Source organism: Mycolicibacterium tokaiense (genome assembly GCF_010725885.1).
In the GTDB taxonomy this organism is placed as follows: domain Bacteria; phylum Actinomycetota; class Actinomycetes; order Mycobacteriales; family Mycobacteriaceae; genus Mycobacterium; species Mycobacterium tokaiense.
Genome location: NZ_AP022600.1, coordinates 3,823,347 through 3,846,886, shown reverse-complemented (window position 1 = coordinate 3,846,886; position 23,540 = coordinate 3,823,347). Strand labels below are relative to the sequence as shown.

The 23,540-nt window shown below is 67.7% G+C and carries 25 protein-coding genes; 24 read left to right on the top strand and 1 reads right to left on the bottom strand.

Annotation, left to right across the window (positions count from 1 at the left end):
• Window positions 1–13: 13 nt before the first annotated feature.
• The 3 genes from G6N58_RS18695 (at window position 14) to G6N58_RS18685 (ending at window position 3,472) form a co-directional block, all read left to right on the top strand.
• The gene (locus G6N58_RS18695; RefSeq protein WP_115277700.1) at window positions 14–790 is read left to right on the top strand and encodes an inositol monophosphatase family protein; all 777 of its coding nucleotides are present in this window, start codon (window positions 14–16) and stop codon (window positions 788–790) included.
• Between the two features lie 78 nt (window positions 791–868).
• A complete protein-coding gene (locus G6N58_RS18690; protein WP_115277701.1) occupies window positions 869–2,245 on the top strand; it encodes an acyl-CoA dehydrogenase family protein in 1,377 nt (458 codons plus the stop codon).
• Between the two features lie 15 nt (window positions 2,246–2,260).
• Window positions 2,261–3,472: an acyl-CoA dehydrogenase family protein gene (locus G6N58_RS18685; RefSeq protein ID WP_115277702.1), complete on the top strand. Its 1,212-nt coding sequence runs from the start codon at window positions 2,261–2,263 to the stop codon at window positions 3,470–3,472.
• A 21-nt stretch (window positions 3,473–3,493) separates the two neighbouring features.
• Here the strand turns inward: G6N58_RS18685 and G6N58_RS18680 are convergent, their stop codons facing one another.
• Window positions 3,494–4,501: an MDR family oxidoreductase gene (locus G6N58_RS18680; RefSeq protein ID WP_115281421.1), complete on the bottom strand. Its 1,008-nt coding sequence runs from the start codon at window positions 4,499–4,501 to the stop codon at window positions 3,494–3,496.
• A 92-nt stretch (window positions 4,502–4,593) separates the two neighbouring features.
• On the opposite strand from G6N58_RS18680, the gene G6N58_RS18675 reads away from it, so the two are divergent.
• The 21 genes from G6N58_RS18675 (at window position 4,594) to nuoK (ending at window position 23,536) form a co-directional block, all read left to right on the top strand.
• A complete protein-coding gene (locus G6N58_RS18675) occupies window positions 4,594–5,697 on the top strand; it encodes a homogentisate 1,2-dioxygenase (RefSeq protein ID WP_115277703.1) in 1,104 nt (367 codons plus the stop codon).
• Window position 5,698: 1 nt separating this feature from the next.
• On the top strand, window positions 5,699–6,871 hold the full coding sequence (locus G6N58_RS18670; protein ID WP_068916049.1) for an alpha/beta hydrolase: 1,173 nt from the start codon (window positions 5,699–5,701) through the stop codon (window positions 6,869–6,871).
• Window positions 6,871–8,079, top strand: a complete 1,209-nt coding sequence (locus G6N58_RS18665) for a CaiB/BaiF CoA transferase family protein (protein WP_115277704.1) — start codon at window positions 6,871–6,873, stop codon at window positions 8,077–8,079. The genes G6N58_RS18670 and G6N58_RS18665 overlap by 1 nt, the downstream gene beginning before the upstream one ends.
• Window positions 8,076–8,996 carry a hydroxymethylglutaryl-CoA lyase gene (locus G6N58_RS18660; RefSeq protein ID WP_115277705.1) on the top strand — a complete coding sequence of 307 codons (921 nt, stop codon included), beginning with the start codon at window positions 8,076–8,078 and terminating at the stop codon, window positions 8,994–8,996. The genes G6N58_RS18665 and G6N58_RS18660 overlap by 4 nt, the downstream gene beginning before the upstream one ends.
• Complete coding sequence (locus G6N58_RS18655) at window positions 8,981–9,589, top strand: TetR/AcrR family transcriptional regulator (RefSeq protein WP_115277706.1); 609 nt, start codon at window positions 8,981–8,983, stop codon at window positions 9,587–9,589. The genes G6N58_RS18660 and G6N58_RS18655 overlap by 16 nt, the downstream gene beginning before the upstream one ends.
• A 20-nt stretch (window positions 9,590–9,609) precedes the next feature.
• On the top strand, window positions 9,610–10,863 hold the full coding sequence (locus G6N58_RS18650) for an acyl-CoA dehydrogenase family protein (RefSeq protein WP_115277707.1): 1,254 nt from the start codon (window positions 9,610–9,612) through the stop codon (window positions 10,861–10,863).
• Entirely contained in the window at window positions 10,860–11,831 is a 972-nt protein-coding gene (locus G6N58_RS18645) for a phosphotransferase family protein (RefSeq protein WP_115277708.1), read from the top strand. Before G6N58_RS18650 ends, G6N58_RS18645 begins: the two co-directional genes overlap by 4 nt.
• Window positions 11,828–12,163, top strand: a complete 336-nt coding sequence (locus G6N58_RS18640; RefSeq protein ID WP_115277709.1) for a DUF6285 domain-containing protein — start codon at window positions 11,828–11,830, stop codon at window positions 12,161–12,163. The genes G6N58_RS18645 and G6N58_RS18640 overlap by 4 nt, the downstream gene beginning before the upstream one ends.
• 16 nt (window positions 12,164–12,179) lie before the next feature.
• Entirely contained in the window at window positions 12,180–12,707 is a 528-nt protein-coding gene (locus G6N58_RS18635) for a YceI family protein (protein WP_115277710.1), read from the top strand.
• Window positions 12,708–12,736: 29 nt separating this feature from the next.
• Window positions 12,737–13,138: an Rv3143 family two-component system response regulator gene (locus G6N58_RS18630; protein ID WP_115277711.1), complete on the top strand. Its 402-nt coding sequence runs from the start codon at window positions 12,737–12,739 to the stop codon at window positions 13,136–13,138.
• 214 nt (window positions 13,139–13,352) lie between these two features.
• Complete coding sequence (locus tag G6N58_RS18625) at window positions 13,353–13,712, top strand: NADH-quinone oxidoreductase subunit A (RefSeq protein WP_115277712.1); 360 nt, start codon at window positions 13,353–13,355, stop codon at window positions 13,710–13,712.
• Window positions 13,703–14,257: a NuoB/complex I 20 kDa subunit family protein gene (locus G6N58_RS18620; RefSeq protein WP_068916040.1), complete on the top strand. Its 555-nt coding sequence runs from the start codon at window positions 13,703–13,705 to the stop codon at window positions 14,255–14,257. Before G6N58_RS18625 ends, G6N58_RS18620 begins: the two co-directional genes overlap by 10 nt.
• The gene (locus G6N58_RS18615) at window positions 14,254–14,931 is read left to right on the top strand and encodes an NADH-quinone oxidoreductase subunit C (RefSeq protein ID WP_115277713.1); all 678 of its coding nucleotides are present in this window, start codon (window positions 14,254–14,256) and stop codon (window positions 14,929–14,931) included. The genes G6N58_RS18620 and G6N58_RS18615 overlap by 4 nt, the downstream gene beginning before the upstream one ends.
• Window positions 14,928–16,241 carry an NADH dehydrogenase (quinone) subunit D gene (gene nuoD / locus G6N58_RS18610; protein ID WP_115277714.1) on the top strand — a complete coding sequence of 438 codons (1,314 nt, stop codon included), beginning with the start codon at window positions 14,928–14,930 and terminating at the stop codon, window positions 16,239–16,241. The genes G6N58_RS18615 and nuoD overlap by 4 nt, the downstream gene beginning before the upstream one ends.
• A complete protein-coding gene (gene nuoE / locus G6N58_RS18605; RefSeq protein ID WP_115277715.1) occupies window positions 16,238–17,104 on the top strand; it encodes an NADH-quinone oxidoreductase subunit NuoE in 867 nt (288 codons plus the stop codon). Before nuoD ends, nuoE begins: the two co-directional genes overlap by 4 nt.
• Entirely contained in the window at window positions 17,105–18,424 is a 1,320-nt protein-coding gene (gene nuoF / locus G6N58_RS18600; RefSeq protein WP_115277716.1) for an NADH-quinone oxidoreductase subunit NuoF, read from the top strand.
• Entirely contained in the window at window positions 18,421–20,796 is a 2,376-nt protein-coding gene (locus G6N58_RS18595; RefSeq protein ID WP_115277717.1) for an NADH-quinone oxidoreductase subunit G, read from the top strand. Before nuoF ends, G6N58_RS18595 begins: the two co-directional genes overlap by 4 nt.
• Complete coding sequence (gene nuoH / locus G6N58_RS18590) at window positions 20,793–22,019, top strand: NADH-quinone oxidoreductase subunit NuoH (protein WP_115277718.1); 1,227 nt, start codon at window positions 20,793–20,795, stop codon at window positions 22,017–22,019. Before G6N58_RS18595 ends, nuoH begins: the two co-directional genes overlap by 4 nt.
• On the top strand, window positions 22,012–22,515 hold the full coding sequence (gene nuoI / locus G6N58_RS18585) for an NADH-quinone oxidoreductase subunit NuoI (RefSeq protein WP_115277719.1): 504 nt from the start codon (window positions 22,012–22,014) through the stop codon (window positions 22,513–22,515). The genes nuoH and nuoI overlap by 8 nt, the downstream gene beginning before the upstream one ends.
• Window positions 22,512–23,240 carry an NADH-quinone oxidoreductase subunit J gene (locus G6N58_RS18580; protein ID WP_115277720.1) on the top strand — a complete coding sequence of 243 codons (729 nt, stop codon included), beginning with the start codon at window positions 22,512–22,514 and terminating at the stop codon, window positions 23,238–23,240. The genes nuoI and G6N58_RS18580 overlap by 4 nt, the downstream gene beginning before the upstream one ends.
• Complete coding sequence (gene nuoK, locus G6N58_RS18575; RefSeq protein ID WP_068916031.1) at window positions 23,237–23,536, top strand: NADH-quinone oxidoreductase subunit NuoK; 300 nt, start codon at window positions 23,237–23,239, stop codon at window positions 23,534–23,536. Before G6N58_RS18580 ends, nuoK begins: the two co-directional genes overlap by 4 nt.
• The last annotated feature ends 4 nt before the right edge of the window (window positions 23,537–23,540 follow it).

Below are 23,540 nucleotides of genomic sequence, written 5' to 3'. Positions count from 1 at the left end.
TAGGACTGCTGCCGTGGACGCCTTGACAAACGACCTGGACCTGGCCCTCGAACTCGCCGACCGCGCCGACGTGGTGACGATGGATCGCTACGGCGCGCTGGATCTGCACATCGACACCAAGCCGGATCTGACGCCGGTCACCGACGCCGACCGGTCGGCCGAGACCATGCTGCGGGAACGGCTGGCCGAAACCCGGCCCGACGACCTGGTTTTCGGCGAGGAATTCGGCGGCTCTCCCACACTCACCGGACGGCAGTGGGTGCTGGACCCGATCGACGGCACCAAGAACTTCGTCCGTCGAGTTCCGGTGTGGTGCACGCTGATTGCACTCCTCGACAACGGAGTTCCGACTGTCGGCGTGGTCAGCGCACCGGCGCTGGGGCGGCGCTGGTGGGCCGCCGCCGGGCAGGGCGCCTTCACGTCCTTCGGCGGCGGCACCCAGCAGATCTCGGTGTCCGGCGTCGCCGACCTGGGCTCGGCGAGCCTCAGTTATTCCGACCTGGTGGGCTGGGATGACCGGCGCGACCGATTCCTGGGGTTGCTCGACGATGTGTGGCGCGTACGTGCCTACGGCGATTTCTGGTCGTACTGCCTTGTCGCCGAGGGTGCCGTGGACGCCACCGCCGAACCCGAGGTGAAGCTCTGGGACCTCGCGCCGTTGGACATCCTGATCCGGGAGGCCGGCGGGACGTTCACCAACCTCGAGGGCGAACCCGGGCCGCACGGCGGCAGCGCGGTGGCCACCAACGGCCTGCTGCACGACGCTGTGCTGTCGCGGCTCAAGATGTGAAATAGCTAACAGGGTCACCGTACCTTACTCTGGAGTAAGATACGGTTCATCGGTCCCCAACCAATTGAGGCTGTTGATATGACCAACACACTTCCGGCCCGATCTGTTTCTGCGGTAGGGCTGCACAAACACAAGCGCACGGCCACCGACATCGGTTTGGCACTGATCACTCCCCTGGTGGGCCAGGAATTCCTGGATCGCTACCACCTCCGGGACCCGCTGAACCGGGGCCTTCGCCTCGGCGTCAAGACCGCGTTCTCGGCGGTGGGCGCCTCCACCAGGCAGTTCAATCGCATCCAGGGCCTTGGCAAACCCCCCACCCGCCTGGAGGCCGGCGCGTCCACGCAGGGCAAGGGATATTTCGACCTGACCCCCGACGACGAGCAGAAGATGATCGTCGAGACGGTGCGGGAGTTCGCCGAGGAGATCCTGCGCCCGGCCGCCCACGATGCCGATGCGGCCACTGCCTATCCGAAAGACCTGGTGGCTCAGGCGACCGAACTGGGCGTCACCGCCATCAACATTCCCGAGGACTTCGACGGCATCGCGGCCCACCGGGCCACCGTCACCAATGCGTTGGTGGCAGAAGCCCTTGCCTACGGCGACATGGGCCTGGCACTTCCCATCCTCGCGCCCGGCGGGGTGGCTGCGGCTCTGACCCATTGGGGCAGCGCGGACCAACAGGCCACGTACCTCAAGGAATTCGCCGGCGAGAACGTCCCCCAGGCATGTTTGGCCATCGCCGAGCCGCGCCCACTGTTCGACCCCACGGCATTGAAGACCACCGCGGTGCGCACGCCCAGCGGCTATCGCATCGACGGTGTCAAGTCGTTGGTCCCCGCCGCCATGGATGCCGAATTGTTCATCGTGGCAGCACAATTGAACGGCAAGCCGGCCATGTTCATCGTGGAAGCCGCCAGCGCGGGCGTCACCGTCACCCCGGATCCGAGCATGGGCATCCGCGCCGCAGCGCTCGGCAAGGTCGAGTTCAGCAAGGTGAGCGTGCCGCTGAGCGCGCGACTCGGCGAAGACGGCGCCACAGATCAGGACTACTCCGATGCCATTGCGTTGTCTCGGCTCGGCTGGGCGGCGCTGGCAACCGGCACCTCCCATGCCGTCCTGGACTACGTGGTGCCCTACGTCAAGGAACGTGAGGCGTTCGGCGAGCCGATCGCCCGTCGTCAATCAGTGGCCTTCATGTGCGCCAACATCGCCATCGAACTCGACGGGCTGCGACTGATCATGTGGCGCGGCGCATCTCGCGCCGAGCAGGGCCTGCCGTTCGCTCGCGAGGCCGCGCTGGCCAAGAAGTTGGGCACCGACAAGGGCATGCAGATCGGCCTCGACGGGGTGCAGTTGCTCGGCGGTCACGGCTACACCAAGGAACACCCGGTCGAGCGCTGGTACCGCGATCTGCGGGCCATCGGCGTGGCCGAGGGTGTTGTGGTCCTCTAGGAAGGCACATCAGACATGGCGATCAATCTGGAAATGCCGAAGAAGCTGCAGGCGGTCATCGAGAAGGGCCACCAGGGTGCGGCCGAGATGCTGCGGCCGATCTCGCGTAAGTACGACCTGAAAGAACACGCGTACCCGGTCGAACTGGACACGCTCGCAGACCTTTTCGAGGGAATCTCGGAAGCCAAGACCATCTCGTTCGCCGGCACCGACGCGTTCCGCGGTTCGGATGGTCCGAAGGAGAACGTCAACGGCGCCAACATGTCCGCGCTGTTGAACGCTCTGGAGATCTCCTGGGGCGATGTGGCACTGCTGCTCTCGGTGCCGCGTCAGGGCCTGGGCAATGCCGCCATCTCATCGGTGGCCACGCCGGAACAACTCGAGCGGCTCGGCAAGGATGTCTGGGCGGCCATGGCCATCACCGAGCCCGGTTTCGGGTCCGACTCGGCCGCGGTGTCCACCACCGCCAAGCTGGACGGCGACGAGTACGTCATCAACGGGGAGAAGATCTACGTCACGGCCGGGTCCCGCGCCAGCCACATCGTGGTCTGGGCAACGATGGACAAGACCAAGGGCCGGGCGGCCATCAAGTCCTTCATCGTTCCCCGGGAGTATCCCGGGGTCACCGTCGAGCGGCTCGAGAACAAGCTGGGCATCAAGGCCTCCGACACCGCGGCCATCCGTTTCGACAACGTGCGCATTCCGAAGGACAACCTGCTGGGCAGCCCGGACATCGAGGTGGAGAAGGGCTTTGCCGGGGTCATGGAGACCTTCGACAACACCCGTCCCATCGTGGCGGCCATGGCCGTCGGGGTGGCTCGGGCTGCGCTGGAGGATCTGCGCACCATCCTGACCGAGGCCGGCATCGAGATCTCCTACGACAAACCGGCACATGCGCAGAGCGCACCCGCTGCGGAATTCCTGCGGATGGAAGCAGATTGGGAAGCCGCCTACCTGTTGACCGTGCGCTCGGCGTGGCAGGCCGACAACAAGATCCCGAACTCCAAGGAAGCCTCGATGGGCAAGGCGAAGGCCGCACGCGTCGCCAGTGACATCACCCTCAAGGCCGTCGAATTGGCCGGCACGGTGGGCTATTCCGAGGAGGCATTGCTGGAGAAGTGGGCGCGCGACTCGAAGATCCTGGACATCTTCGAAGGCACCCAGCAGATCCAGCAACTGGTGGTGGCCCGCCGGCTGCTCGGTATGACGTCAGCCGAACTCAAGTAGCCGCGGGTGCACCCGGGTGCGTCAGAATCCGTCCTTCACGACAACACGGGTGCGCCCGGTGACGCCCCCTCCGACGATGGTGCCCAGCACGTCGGGCACGTCGAGGACCGCGACGTCGCGGGTGACCCGGTCCAGGTGCAGGGGGAACAGTTCGGTCTCGAGCTGCTGCCAGATGGCGCGGCGGGCTGCGATGTCCAGTTGCACCGAGTCGATGCCGGAGAGAGTCACGCCCCGCAGGATGAACGGGTGCACAGTGGCCGGCAGCTCGGCTGACCCCGCCAGACCCGAGATCGCCGCGATGCCACCGTACTTCAGGGTGCTGAGCGCATAAGCCAGGGTTCGCCCGCCTACACAGTCCACCACCGCGGCCCAGTGCGTCTTGCCCAGTGGGCGAAGTTTCTCGTCGGGCGCCGGAACCCGATCGATCACCTCGGCGGCGCCCAGGTCGCGCAACAGATCATGGGCGTCCGCTTTGCCGGTGGAGGCCACCACCTCGTAGCCCAGCCCCGCCAGCAGGTCCACGCTCACGCTGCCCACTCCCCCGGTGGCTCCGGTGACCAGGACGGGGCCGTCACCCGGGGCAACCCAGTGCGCGCGGACGGCGTTGACGCTCATCGCGGCAGTGAAGCCGGCCGTGCCGATGGCGGCCGCCTGCGCGGGGGTCAGGCTGTGCAGCTTCACCACGTAGTCGGCCGGATAGCGGGCCAGGGCGGAGTACCCGCCGTGGCGGCCGGTGCCGATGTCGTAGCCGTGGGCCACCACCGCGTCACCCACGGCGAAATCCGGTGAGCTGCTGGCGGCCACCCGGCCCGCGACATCGATGCCGGGGATCAGCGGATATGACCGTGCCACACCGGCTTTCGGGGTCACCGCCAGCGCATCTTTGTAGTTCACGCCGGAATACTCGACCTCGATCAGGACCTCACCCTCGGGCAGCGCCGTGGTCGGCAGTGTCTCCGGCCGGAGCGTGATGTCTCCGTCGGCGTCCTCGTGGGCGACCAACGCGTTGAACTCGTTCGACTGGGTCATGCCTTCGATCATGCTCCTCGACCAGAGGCGACGGAAACCGCGGGTTGACACCTGTTGACTTGTGCGCAGAAGTGAAGCTAGCGTCACTTTTCATGGAGTCGTTCACCCACCTCCGCCGAGGTGTCACCCCGAGGCGTCTGCACGCCGACCTCGACGGCCTCAAGGACGACGAGCTGGGCCGCGGCGGGTTCACCGGCCGCACCGCCAACATCTACCGCCGCCACGATCCCACCGCGTTCCGCTCAGAGGGCCCGCTGCGGCCCATCGACGTGCTGGCCGGTGAGCTGAAGCCCAGCGACGCCACCGACGCCACCGGTGGCCCGATGTTTTTGTTCTCCAACGCCGATTGCCGCATCCACCTCTCGCGGCGCACCGAGCAGATGCCGTATTTTGCCCGGCACATCGACGGCGACCTGTTGTGCTTCGTCCACCGGGGAGCAGGGTCACTGGAGACGGAGTTCGGGCCGCTGCGCTACCGCGAAGGCGACTGGGTGTACATCCCGAAAGCGTGCACCTGGCGGCAGGTTCCGGACTCCGAGACGACCTTGCTGATGATCGAAGCCACCGACGAGTTCCGGGTTCCCCCGCCCGGCCAGCTGGGCCGGCACTTCCCGTTCGACCCCGCCCAGGCCGTCATTCCCGAGCCGAAGGCGTTCGAAACGGGCGACGGCCCGCAGAAAGACGGAGAGTACGCGGTGCGCCTGGTTCACGACGGCGGCCCCACAACGCTGTTCTACCAACACCATCCGCTGGATGTGGAAGGCTGGCGCGGCGACAACTTCGCCTTCACCTTCAACATCGACGACTACAACGTCATCACCTCCGACAGCGTGCACCTGCCACCGACGGTCCACCTGTTCATGCAGGCCACCGGCGTCTACGTGATGAACTTCCTGCCCAAACCGGCCGAAGGCGTACCGGGTACCGAACGCACCCCGTGGTACCACCGCAACGTCGACTTCGATGAAATCGCCTTCTTCCACGGCGGCTCGCTGTACGGAATCGAGATGCCCCCCGGGCTGCTCAGCCACGCCCCGCAGGGTGTGCACCACGGTGCGCCCGAGAAGGCCCGCGAACGTGCGCGCCGCAAGTTCGACGACTTCACGAAGGTGGACTGGAAGGTGATCGCCATCGACACCCGGCGCCGCCTGGTGCCCTCGGCCGAGGTGCTGAGCCACGACCTGGGGCAACACTGAGGTGTCACACAGCTACGACCGCGTCCCGTATCTGATTGCCTTCCAGAACACTTCGGCAGTGCGCGACGTCTACGGCGGCGTCGCCGAGTTGGTGGTCCTGGAGAGTTACCTGCTGCGGCCCCAGAAGCCGTCCGACACCGTGCTGGTGTTCATGCACCCCATCGGCGGCGGCGCCTATCTGCCGATGATCAACGCCCTGGCCCGCGCCGGACACCACGTCATCTACTGCAACAGCCGCTTTCGGGGCACCGACTCCGCGCTGCTGATGGAGAAGGTGGTCGAAGACCTCGGTGAGTGCATCAAGGACGCCAAGAACCGGCTGGGCTATTCGAAGGTGGTACTGGCCGGCTGGAGCGGCGGCGGCTCACTGTCGGTGTTCTACCAGCAACAGGCCCGCACGCCGACGGTGACTGCGAGCCCATCGGGCGACGGCCCGGATCTGACCCGGCTCGGCCTCATCCCCGCCGACGCCATCATGCTGCTCGCCGCGCACATCAGCAGACACGGCACACTCACCGAATGGCTGGATGCGTCGATCCTCGACGAATCCGACCCGGACCGGCGCGACCCGGAGCTGGACCTCTACCACCCCGACAACCCGAATAAACCGCCGTACACCCCGGAGTTCCTGGACCGCTACCGCGCCGCGCAGGTCGCCCGCAACCGTCGCATCACCGCCTGGGTGAAGGACAAGTTGGCTGCCCTGCGCGCGGCCGGACGCGCCGAGGACGAATTCGCCTTCGTGGTCCACGGCACCATGGCCGACCCCCGGTGGCTGGATCCGACTGTCGACCCCAATGAGCGCGCTCCCGGCACGTGCTATCTGGGTGACCCCCGCGTGGTGAACATGAGCCCGGTGGGCCTGGCGCGGTTCTGTACCCTCCGCAGCTGGCTGTCGCAATGGAGTTATGACGACGCCAACGGCGATGGGGTGAAGGCCGGGCCCGACATCGACGTGCCCGCACTGGTGATCGGCAATCTCGCCGACGATGCGTGCACTCCCAGCCACACCCGCCGACTCTTCGAGGCCATCGGGCACCCGGACAAGGAGATGTACGAGATCTCCGGTGCCAACCACTACTACGCCGGTCCCGCGCAACGTGAGACGCTACGGGAGGCGGTCGGTCTGTGCACCGACTGGTTGCACCGACACGGTTTCTCCCAGGAGGTCTGATGACAGCGGCTGCAGGGGCACTGGCTGGAATCCGGGTGCTGGAGGTCGGCACCCTGATCTCGGGTCCGTTCGCCGGCCGACTCCTCGGTGACATGGGCGCCGAGGTCATCAAGATCGAACCACCCGGTGCCCCCGATCCGTTGCGCACCTGGGGTCAGGCTGAGTTGGACGGACACCGGTTCTTCTGGACGGTGCACGCCCGCAACAAGAAGGCCGTCACCCTGGACCTGCGCACCCCGGCAGGCCGCGAGTTGTTCTTGGAACTCGTGGACTGCAGCGACGTCATCGTCGAGAACTTCCGCCCCGGCACCCTGGAGCGGTGGGACCTCGGCTACGACGTGCTCCACGCGCGCAACCGCGGCATCATCCTGGTGCGGGTCTCCGGGTACGGGCAGACCGGTCCCGACGCCCACCGGGCGGGCTACGCCTCGGTCGCCGAGGCGTCCAGCGGGCTGCGCCACCTGAACGGATTCCCCGGCGGTCCCCCACCCCGGCTGGCCCTGTCCCTGGGCGACAGCCTGGCCGGCATGTTCGCCGCCCAGGGCGCGCTGGCGGCGCTGTACCGGCGCACCGTCACCGGCGAAGGCCAGGTGGTCGACACCGCCCTGACCGAATCCTGCCTGGCCGTGCAGGAATCGACCATTCCCGATTACGACGTCGGAGGGGTGGTCCGCGGACCGTCGGGCACCCGCCTGGAAGGCATCGCCCCGTCGAACATCTACCGCAGCGCTGACGGGAGCTGGGTGGTGATCGCCGCCAACCAGGACACAGTGTTCCGCCGATTGTGCGCCGCGATGGGCCAACCCGAGCTCGCAGGAGACGAACGCTTCGCCGACCACGCAGCCCGCGGCCGCAACCAGGACGAGCTGGACGCGATCATCGGCGACTGGGCGGCCCAGCGGCAGCCCGACGACATCATCACCACGCTGTCGGCCGCCGGTGTCATCGCCGGCCCCATCAACACCGTCGCCGAGGTGGTGCAGGATCCACAACTGCGAGCCCGGGGCATGCTGGTGGAGCACTGGGACGACCGGGTGCAGCGCACCGTGCTGGGCCCCGGTGTGGTGCCGGCGCTCTCCGAATCACCGGGCTCCGTGCGCTTTTCCGGCTCGGCGCATCCCGGCCAGCACAATCAGGAGATCTACGGCGAGCTCTTGGGCCGCACCGGCGACGAGCTGGCCCAGCTGAAAGCCGACGGTGTGCTGTGAGCGCCCCCGACGTCACCATTCGCGAGGTGGCCCTGCGCGACGGCCTGCAGATCGAGACGCCGATCTCCTTGAGCGCCAAGATCGAACTGCTCGAGGCCATCGTCGCCACCGGTGTGCGTGAGGTCGAAGCCACCGCGTTCGTCTCACCCAGCAAGGTACCGGCGCTGGCCGATGCCGCCGAACTGGCTGCCGCCCTGGCGGATTTCGATCAGGGTGTGGAGTTCTCGGCGCTGGTGGCCAGCCCCAACGGCGCCAGACGCGCCATCGCCGCAGGGCTGCGCAGCATCGAGTACGTGGTCTCGGCGGCCGACGGGCACAGCCGCGCCAACGTGGGGCGCAGCAGCACCGAGGCCAGTGGCCAGATCGCTGAGATCGCGAGCATCGCCCATGACGCCGGTGCCCGCGTCGAGGTGATCATCGCGACCGCGTGGGACTGCCCGTTCGACGGACCGACCCCACCCGAGCGGGTCCTGGAGGTGATCTCAGCGGCGACAGCCGCGGGCGCAGACCGCCTCGCCATCGCCGACACCATCGGCACCGCCACCCCTGGCCGCGTCGTGAGCCTGATCGACCGGGTGCGGGCGGCAGTCGGATCATTGCCACTGGGCGCCCATTTCCACAACACCCGCGGCGCGGGTCTGGCCTGCGCCTACGCCGCCATCGGCGCCGGGGTCACCCGCCTCGACGCGTCGGTGGGCGGACTGGGTGGTTGTCCGTTCGCCCCCGGCGCCAGCGGCAACATCGCCACCGAGGAGCTGGTGTACCTGCTGCGCGACAGCGGAATCCGCACCGACGTCGACCTGTCTGCCACCATCGACGCCGCCGCCGTGGCACAGCGGCTGGTGGGTCACGAACTGCCCAGTGCCCTGTTGCGCGCCGGTGACCGGATCCTGGGTCCGCCATGCCGTCCGAGCTGACCCCGAAGGGCCTTCAGACCAGAGCAGCGCTGGCCCAGGCTGCTCGAAAGCTGTTCGCCGAACGCGGTTTTCATCAGACCACGCTGGCTGACATCACCGCGGCCGCAGGCAAGTCCGCCGCGGCGTTCTACCGCTACTACGACGACAAGGAAGACCTGCTGGCCGTACTCGCAGAGTCCTTTCTGCAGGACGTCGTGCAGCCCTCGCCGGTCGGTCTACCCGAGTCTCCCGACGACCATGCTTTCTTCACCGCTGCCGTCACCGGCTACTGGAACATGTTCAAACAGAACATCGGCATCATGGTGGCGGTGGACCAGCTGAGCGCGGGACAGGCCCGCTTCGCCGAGGTCCAGAACGAGTTCCGCCGGTTCGGCATGGACATCGTCCGCGCCACCGTGACACACGCCCAGCAGCAGGGCTACAGCCGCGATCTCGACCCCGATCACATCGCCTTGGCCATCGCCCTGCTGTTCGAGCAGTTCACCACCGTGTACCTGCGCGCGGACGCCGCCGCACTGGGCGTGAGCACCGATGACCGGGACGCCGTACGCACATTGGCGACCGTCTGGCGCAAGACCGTGTACGGCCACTGACGGCCGAGAGAGGGATCACCGTGGATTTCACCCTGCCAGAACACCTTCCGGGGGTTCTCGCCGAGATGGACGCGTTCATCGACGCCGAGATCCGGCCGCTGGAACGCGAGAACATGCAGTACTTCGACCGGCGTCGCGAGTTCGCCAGGACCGACCTCGACAACGGTGGCGTGCCGAGGCGGGAGTGGGAGGACCTGCTCGACGAGATGCGCCGCCGCGCCGACAAGGCCGGATGGCTGCGCTACGGCCTACCCACCCGGTTCGGCGGCCGTGGCGGCAGCAACCTCGACATGGCGGTGATCCGGGAGCATCTGGCGCACAAGGGCCTGGGGTTGCACAACGATCTGCAGGACGAGTCCTCCATCGTGGGCAACTTCCCGCAGGTGATCATGATGGACCGGTTCGGCACCGAGGAGCAGAAGGCCGAATGGATCGAGGCCATGCTCACCGGCACCCGGTCCATGGCTTTCGGGCTCACCGAACCCAACCACGGCTCCGACGCCACCTGGCTGGAGACCACCGCTGAGCCAGACGGCTCAGGGGCAGACGCAGGGTGGGTGATCAACGGGACCAAACGGTGGAACACCGGCGTGCACCGGGCCACCCACGATCTGGTCTTCGCACGCACGTCCGGCGACGCCGGATCGGCCACCGGCATCACCGCTTTCCTGGTCCCCACGGACACCCCGGGTTTCGAGGTGCCCTTCTACTGGTGGACGTTCAACATGCCCAGCGACCACGGCGAGGTCACCCTCACGGATGTCCGGGTCTCCGCCGACGCCGTGCTGGGCGAGATGGACCACGGGCTGGAGGTCGGCCAGACCTTCCTGCACGAGAACAGGATCCGTCAGGCTGCGAGCAGCCTGGGCGCGGCGCAGTACTGCATTGACCGGGCCGCGGCGTACGCCGGCGAGCGCGTGGTGTTCGGCAAACCGCTGTCGATCAATCAGGCGGTGCAGTGGCCGCTGGCCGAACTGCAGACCGAGGCCCAGATGGTCCGGCTGCTCGTCTATTACGCCGCCTGGCATCTCGATCGCGACCACCACATGGAGGTCTCGGACAAGGTCTCGATGGCGAACTACCGGGCCAACCGACTGGTGTGTGAAGCCGCCGACCGCGCGATGCAGATCCATGGCGGCATCGGCTACAGCAGGCACGAACCGTTCGAACACATCTACCGCCACCATCGCCGGTATCGAATCACCGAGGGAGCTGAGGAGATTCAGATCCGCCGGGTGGCCCAGCGGATGCTGAAGTTCGGGTCCCGCCGGTGAACCCACTGGCCGTGGCCGAGGTGCTGCGCCCCGTACTGGGTACGGTCACGGTGGCGGATCTGCGCACCCTCACCGGCGGCGCCAGCCGCACCACGTGGTCGTTCACCGCCGTCAGCGGTGCCGGCAGCACCCCGCTGATCCTGCGGTGTGGGCCACCGGACGACGTGCACGCCGGCATGGAGCTCGAAGCCCGCGTGCAGTCGCTGGCCGCGGCGGCCGGGGCGCCGGTGCCGCAGATTCTGGCCGCCGACGATTCCGCCGCCGCTCTGGGCAGCCCGTATCTGATCTGCGCGGCTGTTGCCGGGGAGACCATCGTGCGACGCATCCTGCGGGGCCTCGACGACGCCGGGCGGGCCCAGCTGCTGACCCAGTGTGCTGTGGCGCTGGCCGCGATCCACCGGGTGGACCCCGCCGACGCGGGGCTCTCCCCCCGGGACCCGCTCACGCAGTGGCGCCACCAGCTCGACGAGATCGGCGACAGCACAGCCACATTCGAGTGGGCCCTGCGCTGGTTGGAGCGCAACAGGCCTCCGGCGACAGATCCCACCCTGGTGCACGGTGATTTCCGGATGGGCAACCTCATCGTCGACGTCGAGCACGGCACCGGCCTGGCCGCCGTCCTGGACTGGGAGCTGGTGGGCTGCGGTGAGCGCTACGAGGACCTGGCCTGGTTCTGCGTCCGGGCCTGGCGGTTCGGGGCGCCACCGGAGCTGGCCGCCGGCGGGCTGGGTTCCGTCGAGGACCTGCTTCGCGCCTACGAGCGGGAGGCCGGCACGGCGCTGGACCGGGAGACCTTCAGATGGTGGCTGGTACAGGCCACTCTGCAGTGGGGCATCATCTGCCGGTACCAGGCGCACCGGCATCTGTCCGGGCAGCACCCGTCGGTGGAACTGGCCACCATCGGCCGGCGGGTCTGTGAGAACGAATGGGATCTGCTGGATCTGCTGGACGGCGCGGTGGGCGGATGACCGGCCTGCACGGGCGCCCGGATGCAGCCGAGCTGGTGGCCGCGGTGGCCGACTTCCTCGAGGGCGAGGTCCGCGACGCCACCACCGGGTCGGTCAATTTTCATGCCCGGGTGGCGGCCAACGCGCTGCGCATGGTGCACCGTGAACTCCTGTCCGCGGACGCAGCGGCGCCGGTGCTCGCCGCCGTGCAGGGCCTGGGGTATGCCGACGAAGCCGAATTGGCCGCGGCGATCCGCCGGGGCGACCTCGACGACCGCCCCCGGGAGGTGACCGCGGTGCTGCGCACACTGGTGGCCCACCGGCTGGACGCCGCGCACCCCGGCTACCGGTAGTGGCATCCTGGAGATCATGACCGCTCTCGAAGCGCTGCTGTCCGACCCCGCCAACACCGGGGTGTGGACACTGACGCCGGACCGATCCGCGGTGACGTTCCGCTGCCGTTCACTCTGGGGGTTGCTGCCGGTCAAGGGCCGGTTCACCGAGGTAAGCGGTGATGGTCAGCTCGGTGACGGAACCGCCTTCGGCCGCCTCGACATCACCGCAGCCTCGCTGGACACCGGCAACCGGAAACGTGATGAACACCTGCGTTCAGAGGATTTTTTCGACGCCGAGCGCTTCCCCACCCTCAGCGTCGTGGTGACCGCCCTGCAGCAGGCCGGCGCCCGGGCCCAACTGCGCAGCACCCTCACCGTGCGCGGTGTCTCGCGCCCACTCGAGCTCCCGGCGGAGGTCACCCGACTCAGCGACGGAGCGGTGCAGATCGCGGCCACCGGACTCGTCGACCGCACCGAGTGGGAGGTCGACGGCAACCTTCTGGGCATGGTCAAGACCGACACCACCCTGGCCGCCACGGCCGTCTTCGTGAAATCCGGGTAGCCGGAACAGAAGTGACCTAGCCTGGGACCGTGCCCGACACCCAGGCTCCGGTTCGTGTCCTGGTCTACAGCGACAATGCCCGCACCCGCGAGCAGGTGATGCAGGCGTTGGGAACCCGGATTCACCCGGGACTGCCGCCGTTGAGTTACCTCGAGGTGGCCACCGCCCCGGTCGTCATCCAGCACATGGACGCCGGAGAGGTGGATCTGGCAATCCTGGACGGTGAAGCCGCGCCTACCGGAGGCATGGGGCTGGCCAAGCAGCTCAAGGACGAACTCGACGTCTGTCCACCGATTCTGGTGCTCACCGGGCGGGCCGACGACGCCTGGCTGGCCACGTGGTCACGCGCGGAGGCCGCGGTGTCGCACCCCATCGATCCCATCCGACTGGGTGAAGCGGTCGCGGGTCTGCTGCGCGGCATCTCGCGCTGATGACGGGCCGATAACCGGCCGATTACGGACAGCCTCACAGGGCAGCAGCAATTGCCTTGTGCCCCATGCCGGTTCGGCACGCTGAATCCGGCCGATGGCCCTCGGATCGATCCTAGCGAAATGTGGCATGGTGCCGGTCAAGATCGGTAGGCTGTGTCCCAGCTCACATGGATGCATGAACGAGACACAGACCACAGTGACGGGAGCTGACGCAATGAACGTCTACACGCCCATCCTGGTTCTCGGTGCCATTGCCGCTGGGTTCGCCGTGGTGTCGGTGGGGATTGCGCTGGTGATCGGCCCGCGGCGGTTCAACCGGGCCAAGTTGGAGGCCTATGAGTGCGGGATCGAACCGGCTCGCCAGCCCATGGGCGCGGCGCGGTTCCCGGTGAAGTTCTACCTGACGGCGATGCTCTTCATTGTCTTCGACATCGAGATCGTCTTCTTGTATCCGTGGGCGGTGTCCTTTGGTCAGCTGGGGATGTTCGCGTTGGTGGAGATGCTGCTCTTCATGGCCACGGTGTTCGTGGCCTATGCCTACGTATGGCGGCGAGGTGGTCTGGAATGGGATTAGAAGAACAGTTGCCCGGCGGGATCCTGCTCTCGACGGTCGAGAAGGTGGCCGGGTTTGTGCGTAAGGGGTCGCTGTGGCCGGCGACGTTCGGGTTGGCGTGCTGTGCCATCGAGATGATGGCGACGGCGGGTCCGCGTTTCGACATCGCGCGTTTTGGGATGGAGCGGTTCTCGGCGACGCCGCGGCAGGCGGATCTGATGATCGTGGCGGGGCGGGTGTCGCAGAAGATGGCTCCGGTGCTGCGGCAGGTGTATGACCAGATGGCCGAGCCCAAATGGGTTCTGGCGATGGGTGTTTGCGCGTCCTCGGGTGGGATGTTCAACAATTACGCGATTGTGCAGGGCGTCGACCACGTGGTACCGGTCGACATCTACCTCCCCGGGTGCCCGCCGCGGCCGGAGATGCTGTTGCACGCGATTCTCACGCTGCACGCCAAGATCGCCGAGATGCCGTTGGGGGTGCACCGCGACGAGGTGGTGGCGGCGGCGGAGAAAGCGGCCCTGAACGCCAGGCCCACCATCGAACTGACGGGGTTGCTGCGATGACGGACGAGGAGGTGACGAACAGGGAGGTGATCGGCGTGCGCCGCGGTATGTTCGGCGGCTCCGGCACCGGTGACACCTCCGGCTACGGCCGGCTGATCCGCGAGGTCGCCCTGCCGGGCGGCTCACCACGCCCCTACGGCGGCTGGTTCGACGAAGCGGTGGACCGACTCGCAGAAGCACTGGGCGCCAATGTTTTTGCCGCGGCGATCAACCGGGTGGTGGTCTACCGCGACCAGCTCACCCTCGACGTCGACCGCACCCGTCTGCCGGTCGTCGCACAGACGTTGCGCGACGACCCGCAACTGCGGTTTGAGTTGTGTGCCGGGGTGTCGGGGGTGCATTACCCGCAGGATTGTGGGCGGGAGTTGCGGGCGTTCTATCCGTTGATGTCGATCACCCACAATCGGCGGCTGCAGGTGGAGGTCGCGTGTCCGGATGCTGATCCGCATGTGCCGTCGCTGTTTTCGGTGTATCCCACGGTGGATTGGCATGAACGTGAGACCTACGACTTCTTCGGCATCATCTTCGACGGCCATCCGGCGTTGACCCGCATCGAGATGCCTGATGACTGGATCGGGCATCCGCAGCGCAAGGACTACCCCCTTGGTGGGGTGCCGGTGCAGTACCACGGCGCCACCATCGCACCACCGGATCAGCGGAGGTCCTACACATGACCGACACGGCTGAACGCGTCATCACCCTGGGCGGGCAGGACTGGGATGAGATCGTCACCGCCGCCCGCGCCGGCGGCGACGCCGGGGAACGAATCGTGGTCAACATGGGTCCCCAGCACCCGTCCACCCACGGTGTGCTGCGCCTGATCCTGGAGATCGAGGGCGAAACCGTCACCCAAGCGCGCTGCGGCATCGGCTACCTGCACACCGGGATCGAGAAGAACCTGGAGTACCGCACCTGGACCCAGGGCGTCACCTTCGTCACCCGCATGGACTACCTGTCGCCGTTCTTCAACGAGACCGCCTACTGCCTGGGCGTCGAGCAGCTGCTCGGGATCACCGACGACATCCCCGAACGCGCCTCGGTGATCCGGGTGATGCTGATGGAACTCAACCGCATCTCCTCGCATCTGGTGGCCCTGGCCACCGGCGGCATGGAACTCGGCGCCATGAGCGCGATGTTCTACGGCTTCCGCGAGCGTGAGGAGATCCTCACCGTCTTCGAGGCCATCACCGGCCTGCGGATGAACCACGCCTACATCCGCCCCGGCGGCGTGGCCGCCGATCTCCCCGACGACGGCCTGGACCGGGTCCAACACCTGCTCGACATCCTGCCCGGGCGGTTGGCGCAGCTGTCGGCCCTGCTGCGGGACAACCCGATCTGGAAGGCCCGCACCGTCGACATCGGCTACCTCGACCTGACCGGGTGCATGGCCCTGGGCATCACCGGCCCGGTGCTGCGCTCCACCGGCCTACCCCACGATCTGCGCAAGACAGCGCCCTACTGCGGCTACCAGGACTACGACTTCGACGTCATCACCGACGACGCCTCCGACTGCTACGGCCGCTACGTGATCCGGGTCGACGAAATGGCCGAATCGCTGCGCATCGTGTCCCAGTGTGTGGCGCGGCTTCAAGGACTGGCCGGTGCCCCGGTGATGATCTCCGACAAAAAGCTCGCCTGGCCCGCCGACCTGAAGCTGGGCCCCGACGGACTGGGCAACAGCGAAGCCCACATCGCCAAGATCATGGGCCGCTCCATGGAGGGCCTGATCCACCACTTCAAGATCGTCACCGAAGGGTTCCGCGTCCCACCCGGGCAGTGCTACACCGCCGTCGAATCACCGCGCGGGGAGCTGGGCGTGCACATGGTCTCCGACGGCGGCACCCGGCCCTACCGCGTGCACTACCGCGACCCGTCGTTCACCAACCTGCAAGCCGTGGCCGCCATGTGTGAAGGCGGCATGGTCGCCGACGTCATCTCCGCGGTGGCCTCCATCGATCCCGTCATGGGAGGCGTCGACAGATGACCCTGGTCGACCTCGCGCTGGGTCCACGCCCCGACGAACCCGGACCCCCGATCAACGGTCCCGCCGCCTACCCGGCCGACGTGCAGTCCCGCCTGGCCGCCGACGCCGCCACCATCGTGGGTAAGTATCCGCAGCCCCGCTCCGCGCTGCTGCCGTTGTTGCACCTGGTCCAAGCCGAGGACGGCTACGTCAGCACCGCAGGCATCCGCTTCTGCGCCGCCCAACTCGATCTCACCGACGCCGAAGTCTCCGCAGTCGCCACGTTCTACTCGATGTACCGACGCACCCCCACCGGGACCTACCTGGTCGGGGTGTGCACCAACACCCTGTGCGCCGTCATGGGCGGCGACACCATCCTGGCCACCCTCGAACACCACCTGGGCATCACAGCCGGACAGACCACCGCAGACGGTGCGCTCACCCTCGAGCACCTCGAGTGCAACGCCGCCTGCGACTACGCCCCCGTCATCATGGTCAACTGGCAGTTCTACGACAACCAAACCCCCACCACAGCAACCACACTCACCGACACACTACGCACTCCCACCCCCCAACACCCCACCCGCGGCACACCACTACCCACCTTCACCACCACCTGCCGCGTGCTGGCCGGGCTGCCGACGGACCTCGGTGAGGGCACTGGGCCCGGCGCGGCCACGCTGGCCGGTCTGCGCATCGCTGCCGAACACGACATGCAGGCCCCGGCGGACACCGGCCCCGCCGCAGCGCCGTCGTCGAGCGCCGACGCCCCCGAGCCGGAAGCCGTCGACTCTGTGCGCGACGAACCGGCCCCCGCACCATCGGCGACGGTGCCAGCCGAGCCGGGCACCGCGGAAACCGACCCGTCCACCACGGGAGACTGAATGACTGCAACGCCGTTGACGCCGGTGCTGAGCCGGTTCTGGAACGCCGCGCAACCCTGGACCCTGGACACCTATCACGACCACGACGGATATCGCGCCCTGCGCTCTGCGCTGGGCATGGCGCCCGACGACGTCATCGCGCTGGTCAAGGACGCCGGGCTGCGGGGGCGCGGCGGTGCCGGCTTCCCGACGGGCACCAAATGGTCTTTCATCCCCCAGGACGGCGCGGCGGGCGCCAAACCGCACTACCTGGTGATCAACGCCGACGAGTCGGAACCCGGTACGTGCAAGGACATTCCGCTGATGATGACCACGCCGCACTTCCTGGTGGAGGGCGCCATCATCGCCGCGTACGCCATTCGTGCCCGGCATGCCTTCATCTACGTCCGCGGTGAGGTGGTGCCGGTGCTGCGCAGGCTGCAGCAGGCGGTGGCCGAGGCGTACTCAGCCGGATACCTGGGCACCGACATCCTCGGTTCCGGGTTCGACCTGGACCTGATCGTGCATGCCGGGGCCGGGGCCTACATCTGCGGTGAGGAGACCGCGCTGCTGGATTCGCTGGAAGGCCGCCGCGGCCAACCCCGTTTGCGCCCACCGTTTCCCGCCGTCGCCGGTCTGTACGCCTGCCCCACCGTGGTCAACAACGTCGAGTCCATCTCCTCGGTGCCGCCGATCCTGTTGCACGGTGTGGACTGGTTCAAGTCCATGGGCTCGGAGAAATCCCCGGGTTTCACCTTGTACTCACTGTCGGGGCATGTCACCACCCCAGGGCAGTACGAGGCACCGCTGGGTATCACCCTGCGTGAGCTGCTCGAGTACGCGGGCGGGGTGCGCGCCGGGCACGAGCTGAAATTCTGGACCCCCGGCGGGTCGTCGACACCGTTGCTCACCGCCGAACACCTGGACGTCCCACTCGATTACGAGGGGGTGGCCAAAGCGGGGTCGATGCTGGGCACCAAAGCCCTGCAGATCTTCGACGAGACCACCTGCGTCGTGCGCGCCGTGCGCCGCTGGATCCAGTTCTACGCCCACGAATCGTGCGGTAAGTGCACCCCCTGCCGCGAGGGCACCTACTGGCTGGCGCAGGTCTACGAACGGCTGGAGACCGGGCGCGGCACAGCAGAGGACATCGACAAGCTGCTCGACATCGCCGACACCATCCTCGGCAAGTCGTTCTGTGCACTCGGTGACGGCGCCGCCTCACCGATCATCTCGTCGGTCAAGTACTTCCGCGACGAGTACGAGGCCCATGTGGGCGGCGGGTGCCCCTTCGACCCCGCTGCGTCCACCCTGTTCGCCGCCGAGGAGGTGCCCGCGTGACCGTCACCGAGCCCGAACGCCAGACCCCCGCCGTGGAGATGGTGTCGTTGACCATCGACGACACAGCCATCTCGGTTCCCAAGGGCACCTTGGTGATTCGCGCCGCCGAACTCCTCGGGGTGCAGATCCCCCGGTTCTGCGACCACCCGCTGCTGGACCCGGTGGGTGCCTGCCGGCAGTGCCTGGTGGAGGTCGAAGGCCAACGCAAGCCCATGGCGTCGTGCACCACCACGGTGTCCCCCGACATGGTGGTGCGCACCCAGCTCACCAGCACCGCCGCCGACAAGGCGCAACGCGGTGTGATGGAACTGCTGCTGATCAACCACCCCCTGGACTGTCCGGTCTGCGACAAGGGCGGCGAATGCCCGCTGCAGAACCAGGCGATGTCCAACGGCCGGGAAGAAACCCGCTTCACCGACGTCAAGCGCACCTTCCCCAAGCCGATCAACCTGTCGAGCCAGGTACTCCTGGACCGCGAACGCTGCGTGCTGTGCGCCCGCTGCACCCGCTTCTCCACCCAGATCGCCGGCGACCCGTTCATCGACCTGCTCGAACGCGGCGCCCTCCAGCAGGTCGGCATCGCCACCGGTGAGGCGTTCGATTCGTACTTCTCCGGCAACACCGTTCAGATCTGCCCCGTGGGCGCACTGACCGGCACCGCCTACCGCTTCCGGGCCCGGCCCTTCGACCTGGTGTCCACCCCCAGCGTCTGCGAACACTGCGCTTCCGGCTGCGCACAGCGCACCGACCACCGCCGCGGCACCGTGCTGCGCCGCCTCGCCGGCGACGATCCGGAGGTCAACGAAGAATGGAACTGCGACAAGGGCCGCTGGGCCTTCACCTATCCCCGGGTGGGTGATCGCATCCTGACGCCCCTGATCCGGGAGAACGGTGCGCTGCGGCCGGCTTCGTGGTCGGAGGCCATCACCACGGCGGCCTTCGGCCTGGCCTCCTCCGCCGGACAGACCGGGGTGCTGGTGGGCGGCCGGGTGACCGTCGAGGACGCCTACGCCTACGCGAAGTTCGCGCGGATGGTGTTGGGCACCAACGACATCGACATGCGGGCGCGGGCGCACTCCGACGAGGAGGCGCAGTTCCTCGCGGCGCACGTGGCCGGGCACGCGATGGGCGTCACCTACGCCGACCTCGAGACCGCGCCGGCGGTGGTGCTGGCCGGCTTCGACCCGGAGGAGGAATCACCGATCGTCTTCCTGCGGCTGCGCAAAGCTGTCCGCAAGAAGGGCCTGCGGGTGGTGGCGTTGGCGCCGTTCCTGAGCCGGGGCCTGGACAAACTGGGCGCCGAGCTGGTGATGACCGCACCCGGCGGTGAGGCCGAAGCGCTGTCGACCCTCGAGGCGCCTGCGGGAACCATCGTGGTGGTCGGCGAGCGTCTGGCCAACGTGCCAGGCGGATTCTCCGCAGCGGGCCGGCTGGCTGCCCGCTGCGGCGCCCGGCTGGCGTGGATCCCGCGGCGCGCCGGAGAACGCGGCGCCGTGGAGGCGGGCTGCCTACCGAACCTGTTGCCCGGCGGCCGGTCGGTGTCCGATGACGACGCGCGCGGATGGCTGGAGCGGGCGTGGAACATCGACCGACTGCCCACCGTCGCCGGCCGCGACACCGCCGCCATCGTGGCCGCCGCGCAGGCCGGCGAGCTGGCCGCGTTGGTGGTCGGCGGCGTCGAACTGGCCGACCTGCCCGATCCTGACGCCGCCCGCATGGCCCTGGAGAACGCCCCGTTCGTGGTGAGCCTCGAGTTGCGTGAGAGTGCCGTCACCGCACTGGCCGACGTGGTGTTCCCGGTGGCCCCCACCACCGAGAAGTCCGGTTCCTTCGCCACCTGGGAGGGCCGGGTCCGTTCGTTCGGTCCGGCCCTGTCCACCAACGCCGCCTCCGATTTGCGGGTGTTGCAGACCTTGGCCGATGAGCTCGGTGTTGATCTCGGCTTCCGCTCCGCTGCCGAGGCCCGCGACGACCTGGCGCGGCTCGGAGTGTGGGGCGGCCGGGTGCCGGCATCCCCCGACGTCCCGTCCGCGGTAGCGCCCACCCCGCAGCCCGGCGAGGCGGTGCTGGCCACCTGGCGGATGCTGTTGGACGCCGGCCGCTTACAGGACGGCGAACCGCATCTGGCGGGTACCGCCCGGCCGCCGGCGGCACGCCTGTCGGCGGCCACCGCCGCCGAGATCGGCGCAGCCGGCGGGGATCTCGTGCGGGTGGGGACCGCCCGCGGATCACTCACTCTGCCGCTGGAGGTGACGCAGATGCCCGACCGGGTGGTGTGGGTTCCGCTGAACGCACCCGGAAGCCCGGTGCACCAGCTCTTGGGTGCCGGCGCCGGTGCCGTGGTGAGCATCGCGCGAGGAGACATCTCATGAGTCATCCCGATCTGAGTGTGTTCGGTCAGGATCCGTGGTGGTTGATGCTGGGCAAGGCATTGGCGATTTTTGTGTTCCTGCTGCTGACCGTGCTGGTGGCGATCCTGGTGGAACGCAAGATCCTGGGCCGTATGCAGATGCGGTTCGGGCCCAACCGGGTGGGTCCGTTCGGTCTGCTGCAGAGCCTGGCCGACGGGGTGAAACTCGCCCTCAAGGAGGGTTTGGTGCCGGCGGGTGTGGACAAGCCGATCTACCTGATGGCGCCGGTGATCGCCGTCATCCCCGCCATCATGGCGTTCGCGGTGATCCCGCTGGGCCCGATGGTGTCGGTGTTCGGTCACGCCACGCCCCTGCAGCTGACCGACCTCCCGGTGGCCGTGCTCTACGTGCTGGCGGTGACGTCGGTGGGGGTGTACGGAATCGTGTTGGCCGGCTGGGCATCCGGGTCCACCTATCCGCTGCTGGGCGGGTTGCGGTCCTCGGCGCAGGTGGTGTCCTACGAGATCGCCATGGCGTTGTCGTTTGTGGCGGTGTTCCTCTACGCCGGCACCATGTCCACCTCGGGCATTGTCGCCGCCCAGGCCCAGACGTGGTTTGTGGTCCTGCTGCTGCCCTCGTTCCTGGTCTATGTGACAGCGATGGTCGGTGAGACCAACCGCGCCCCGTTCGACTTGCCCGAAGCCGAGGGCGAACTGGTGGGCGGATTCCACACCGAGTACTCGTCGCTGAAGTTCGCGATGTTCATGCTGGCCGAGTACGTGAACATGACGACGGTCTCGGCGCTGGCGACCACGATGTTCCTGGGCGGGTGGCAGGCCCCGTGGCCGGTCAGCATGATCGACGGAGCCAACTCCGGGTGGTGGCCGGTGCTGTGGTTCGTGGCCAAGGTGTGGGGCTTCCTGTTCCTGTACATGTGGTTGCGGGCCACCCTGCCGCGGCTGCGCTACGACCAGTTCATGGCGCTGGGATGGAAACTGCTGATCCCGGTCTCCCTGGCCTGGATCGCCACCGTCGCCGTCACCCACCAGGTCCGCAACGACGGAGCGCCGCCCTGGGTGACCGCCGTGGTCTACCTCGGCTTCCTGGTGGCGGCCCTGTCCGTCCTGGTGCTCTGGAATTCCCGGCGGCGCCGCCGGATCCGAGCAGCCCTCCCACCCACGCCCACCGACGACAGCCCCTTCCCGGTGCCGCCGATACCCCGCAAGGAGACCACCCATGCCTAAGTTCCTCGACGGTGTATCGGGTTTCGGGGTGACGTTCTCCTCGATGTTCACCAAGCCGATGACCCAGCAGTACCCGGACACCGACAAGGCCACCGAGCCCCGCTACCACGGCCGCCACCAACTCAACCGGTACGCCGACGGTCTGGAGAAGTGCATCGGCTGCGAACTGTGTGCGTGGGCCTGCCCGGCGGACGCCATCTACGTCGAAGGCGCCGACAACACCGAGCAGGAGCGCTTCTCCCCCGGCGAACGCTACGGGCGGGTGTACCAGATCAACTACCTGCGCTGCATCGGCTGCGGGCTGTGCATCGAAGCCTGCCCCACCAGGGCTCTGACCATGACCAACGACTACGAGATGGCCGACGACAACCGCGCCGACCTCATCTATGGCAAGGACAAGCTGCTCGCCCCGCTGCAGGAGGGCATGCAGCCACCGCCGCACGCGATGGCCGAGGGCACGACTGACGACGACTACTACCTGGGTCATGTGAAATGACATCCACAGCCGAAGCCGTTGCCTTCTGGATCCTGGGCGCCATCGCGGTGGCCGGAGCTGTGGGTGTGGTGGCCGCTCCGAAGGCGGTGTACTCCGCGATCTTCCTGGCGTCCACCATGATCGCGCTGGCGATGCTGTACGTGGCCCAGGATGCGTTGTTCCTGGGGGTGGTGCAGGTGGTGGTGTACACCGGCGCGGTGATGATGCTGTTCCTGTTCGTCCTCATGCTGATCGGCGTGGACTCGTCGGAGTCACTGGTGGAAACTCTGCGCGGACAACGCATCGCCGCACTGGTGGCCGGTGTCGGCTTCGGCATCCTGTTGATCGCCGGTATCGGCTCGGTGTCGACCACGCTGGCCGCCGACGGCGGCTTCGCCGGCTTGGCGCAGGCCAACGCCGGCGGCAACGTCGAGGGCCTGGCGGCCCTGATCTTCACCAAGTATCTGTGGGCGTTCGAGATCACCAGCGCCCTGCTGATCACCGCGGCGCTGGGAGCAATGGTGCTGGCGCACCGTGAGCGGTTCGAGAGACGGAAAACCCAGCGCGAGTTGGCGATCGAGCGGTTCCGGCCCGGCGGGCACCCGACCACGCTGCCGAGTTCGGGGGTGTATGCCCGGCACAACGCGGTCGACATGCCGGCGCGGCTACCCGACGGCTCCAGCGCGATGCTGTCGGTCAGCGCCATCCTGAACCCTCGTTCGCTCGACGAGGATGACCTGCGGTGAACCCCGAGAACTACCTCTACCTGTCCGCACTGCTGTTCACGATCGGTGCGGCGGGGGTGTTGTTGCGGCGCAATGCCATCGTCATGTTCATGTGTGTGGAGCTGATGCTCAATGCGTGCAATCTGGCGTTTGTCACCTTCTCCCGGATGCACGGGCAACTCGACGGCCAGGTGGTCGCCTTCTTCACCATGGTGGTCGCGGCCTGTGAGGTGGTGGTCGGGCTGGCCATCATCATGACCATCTACCGCACCCGCCAGTCCGCCAATGTCGACGACGCGAACCTCTTGAGGGGCTGAGGCA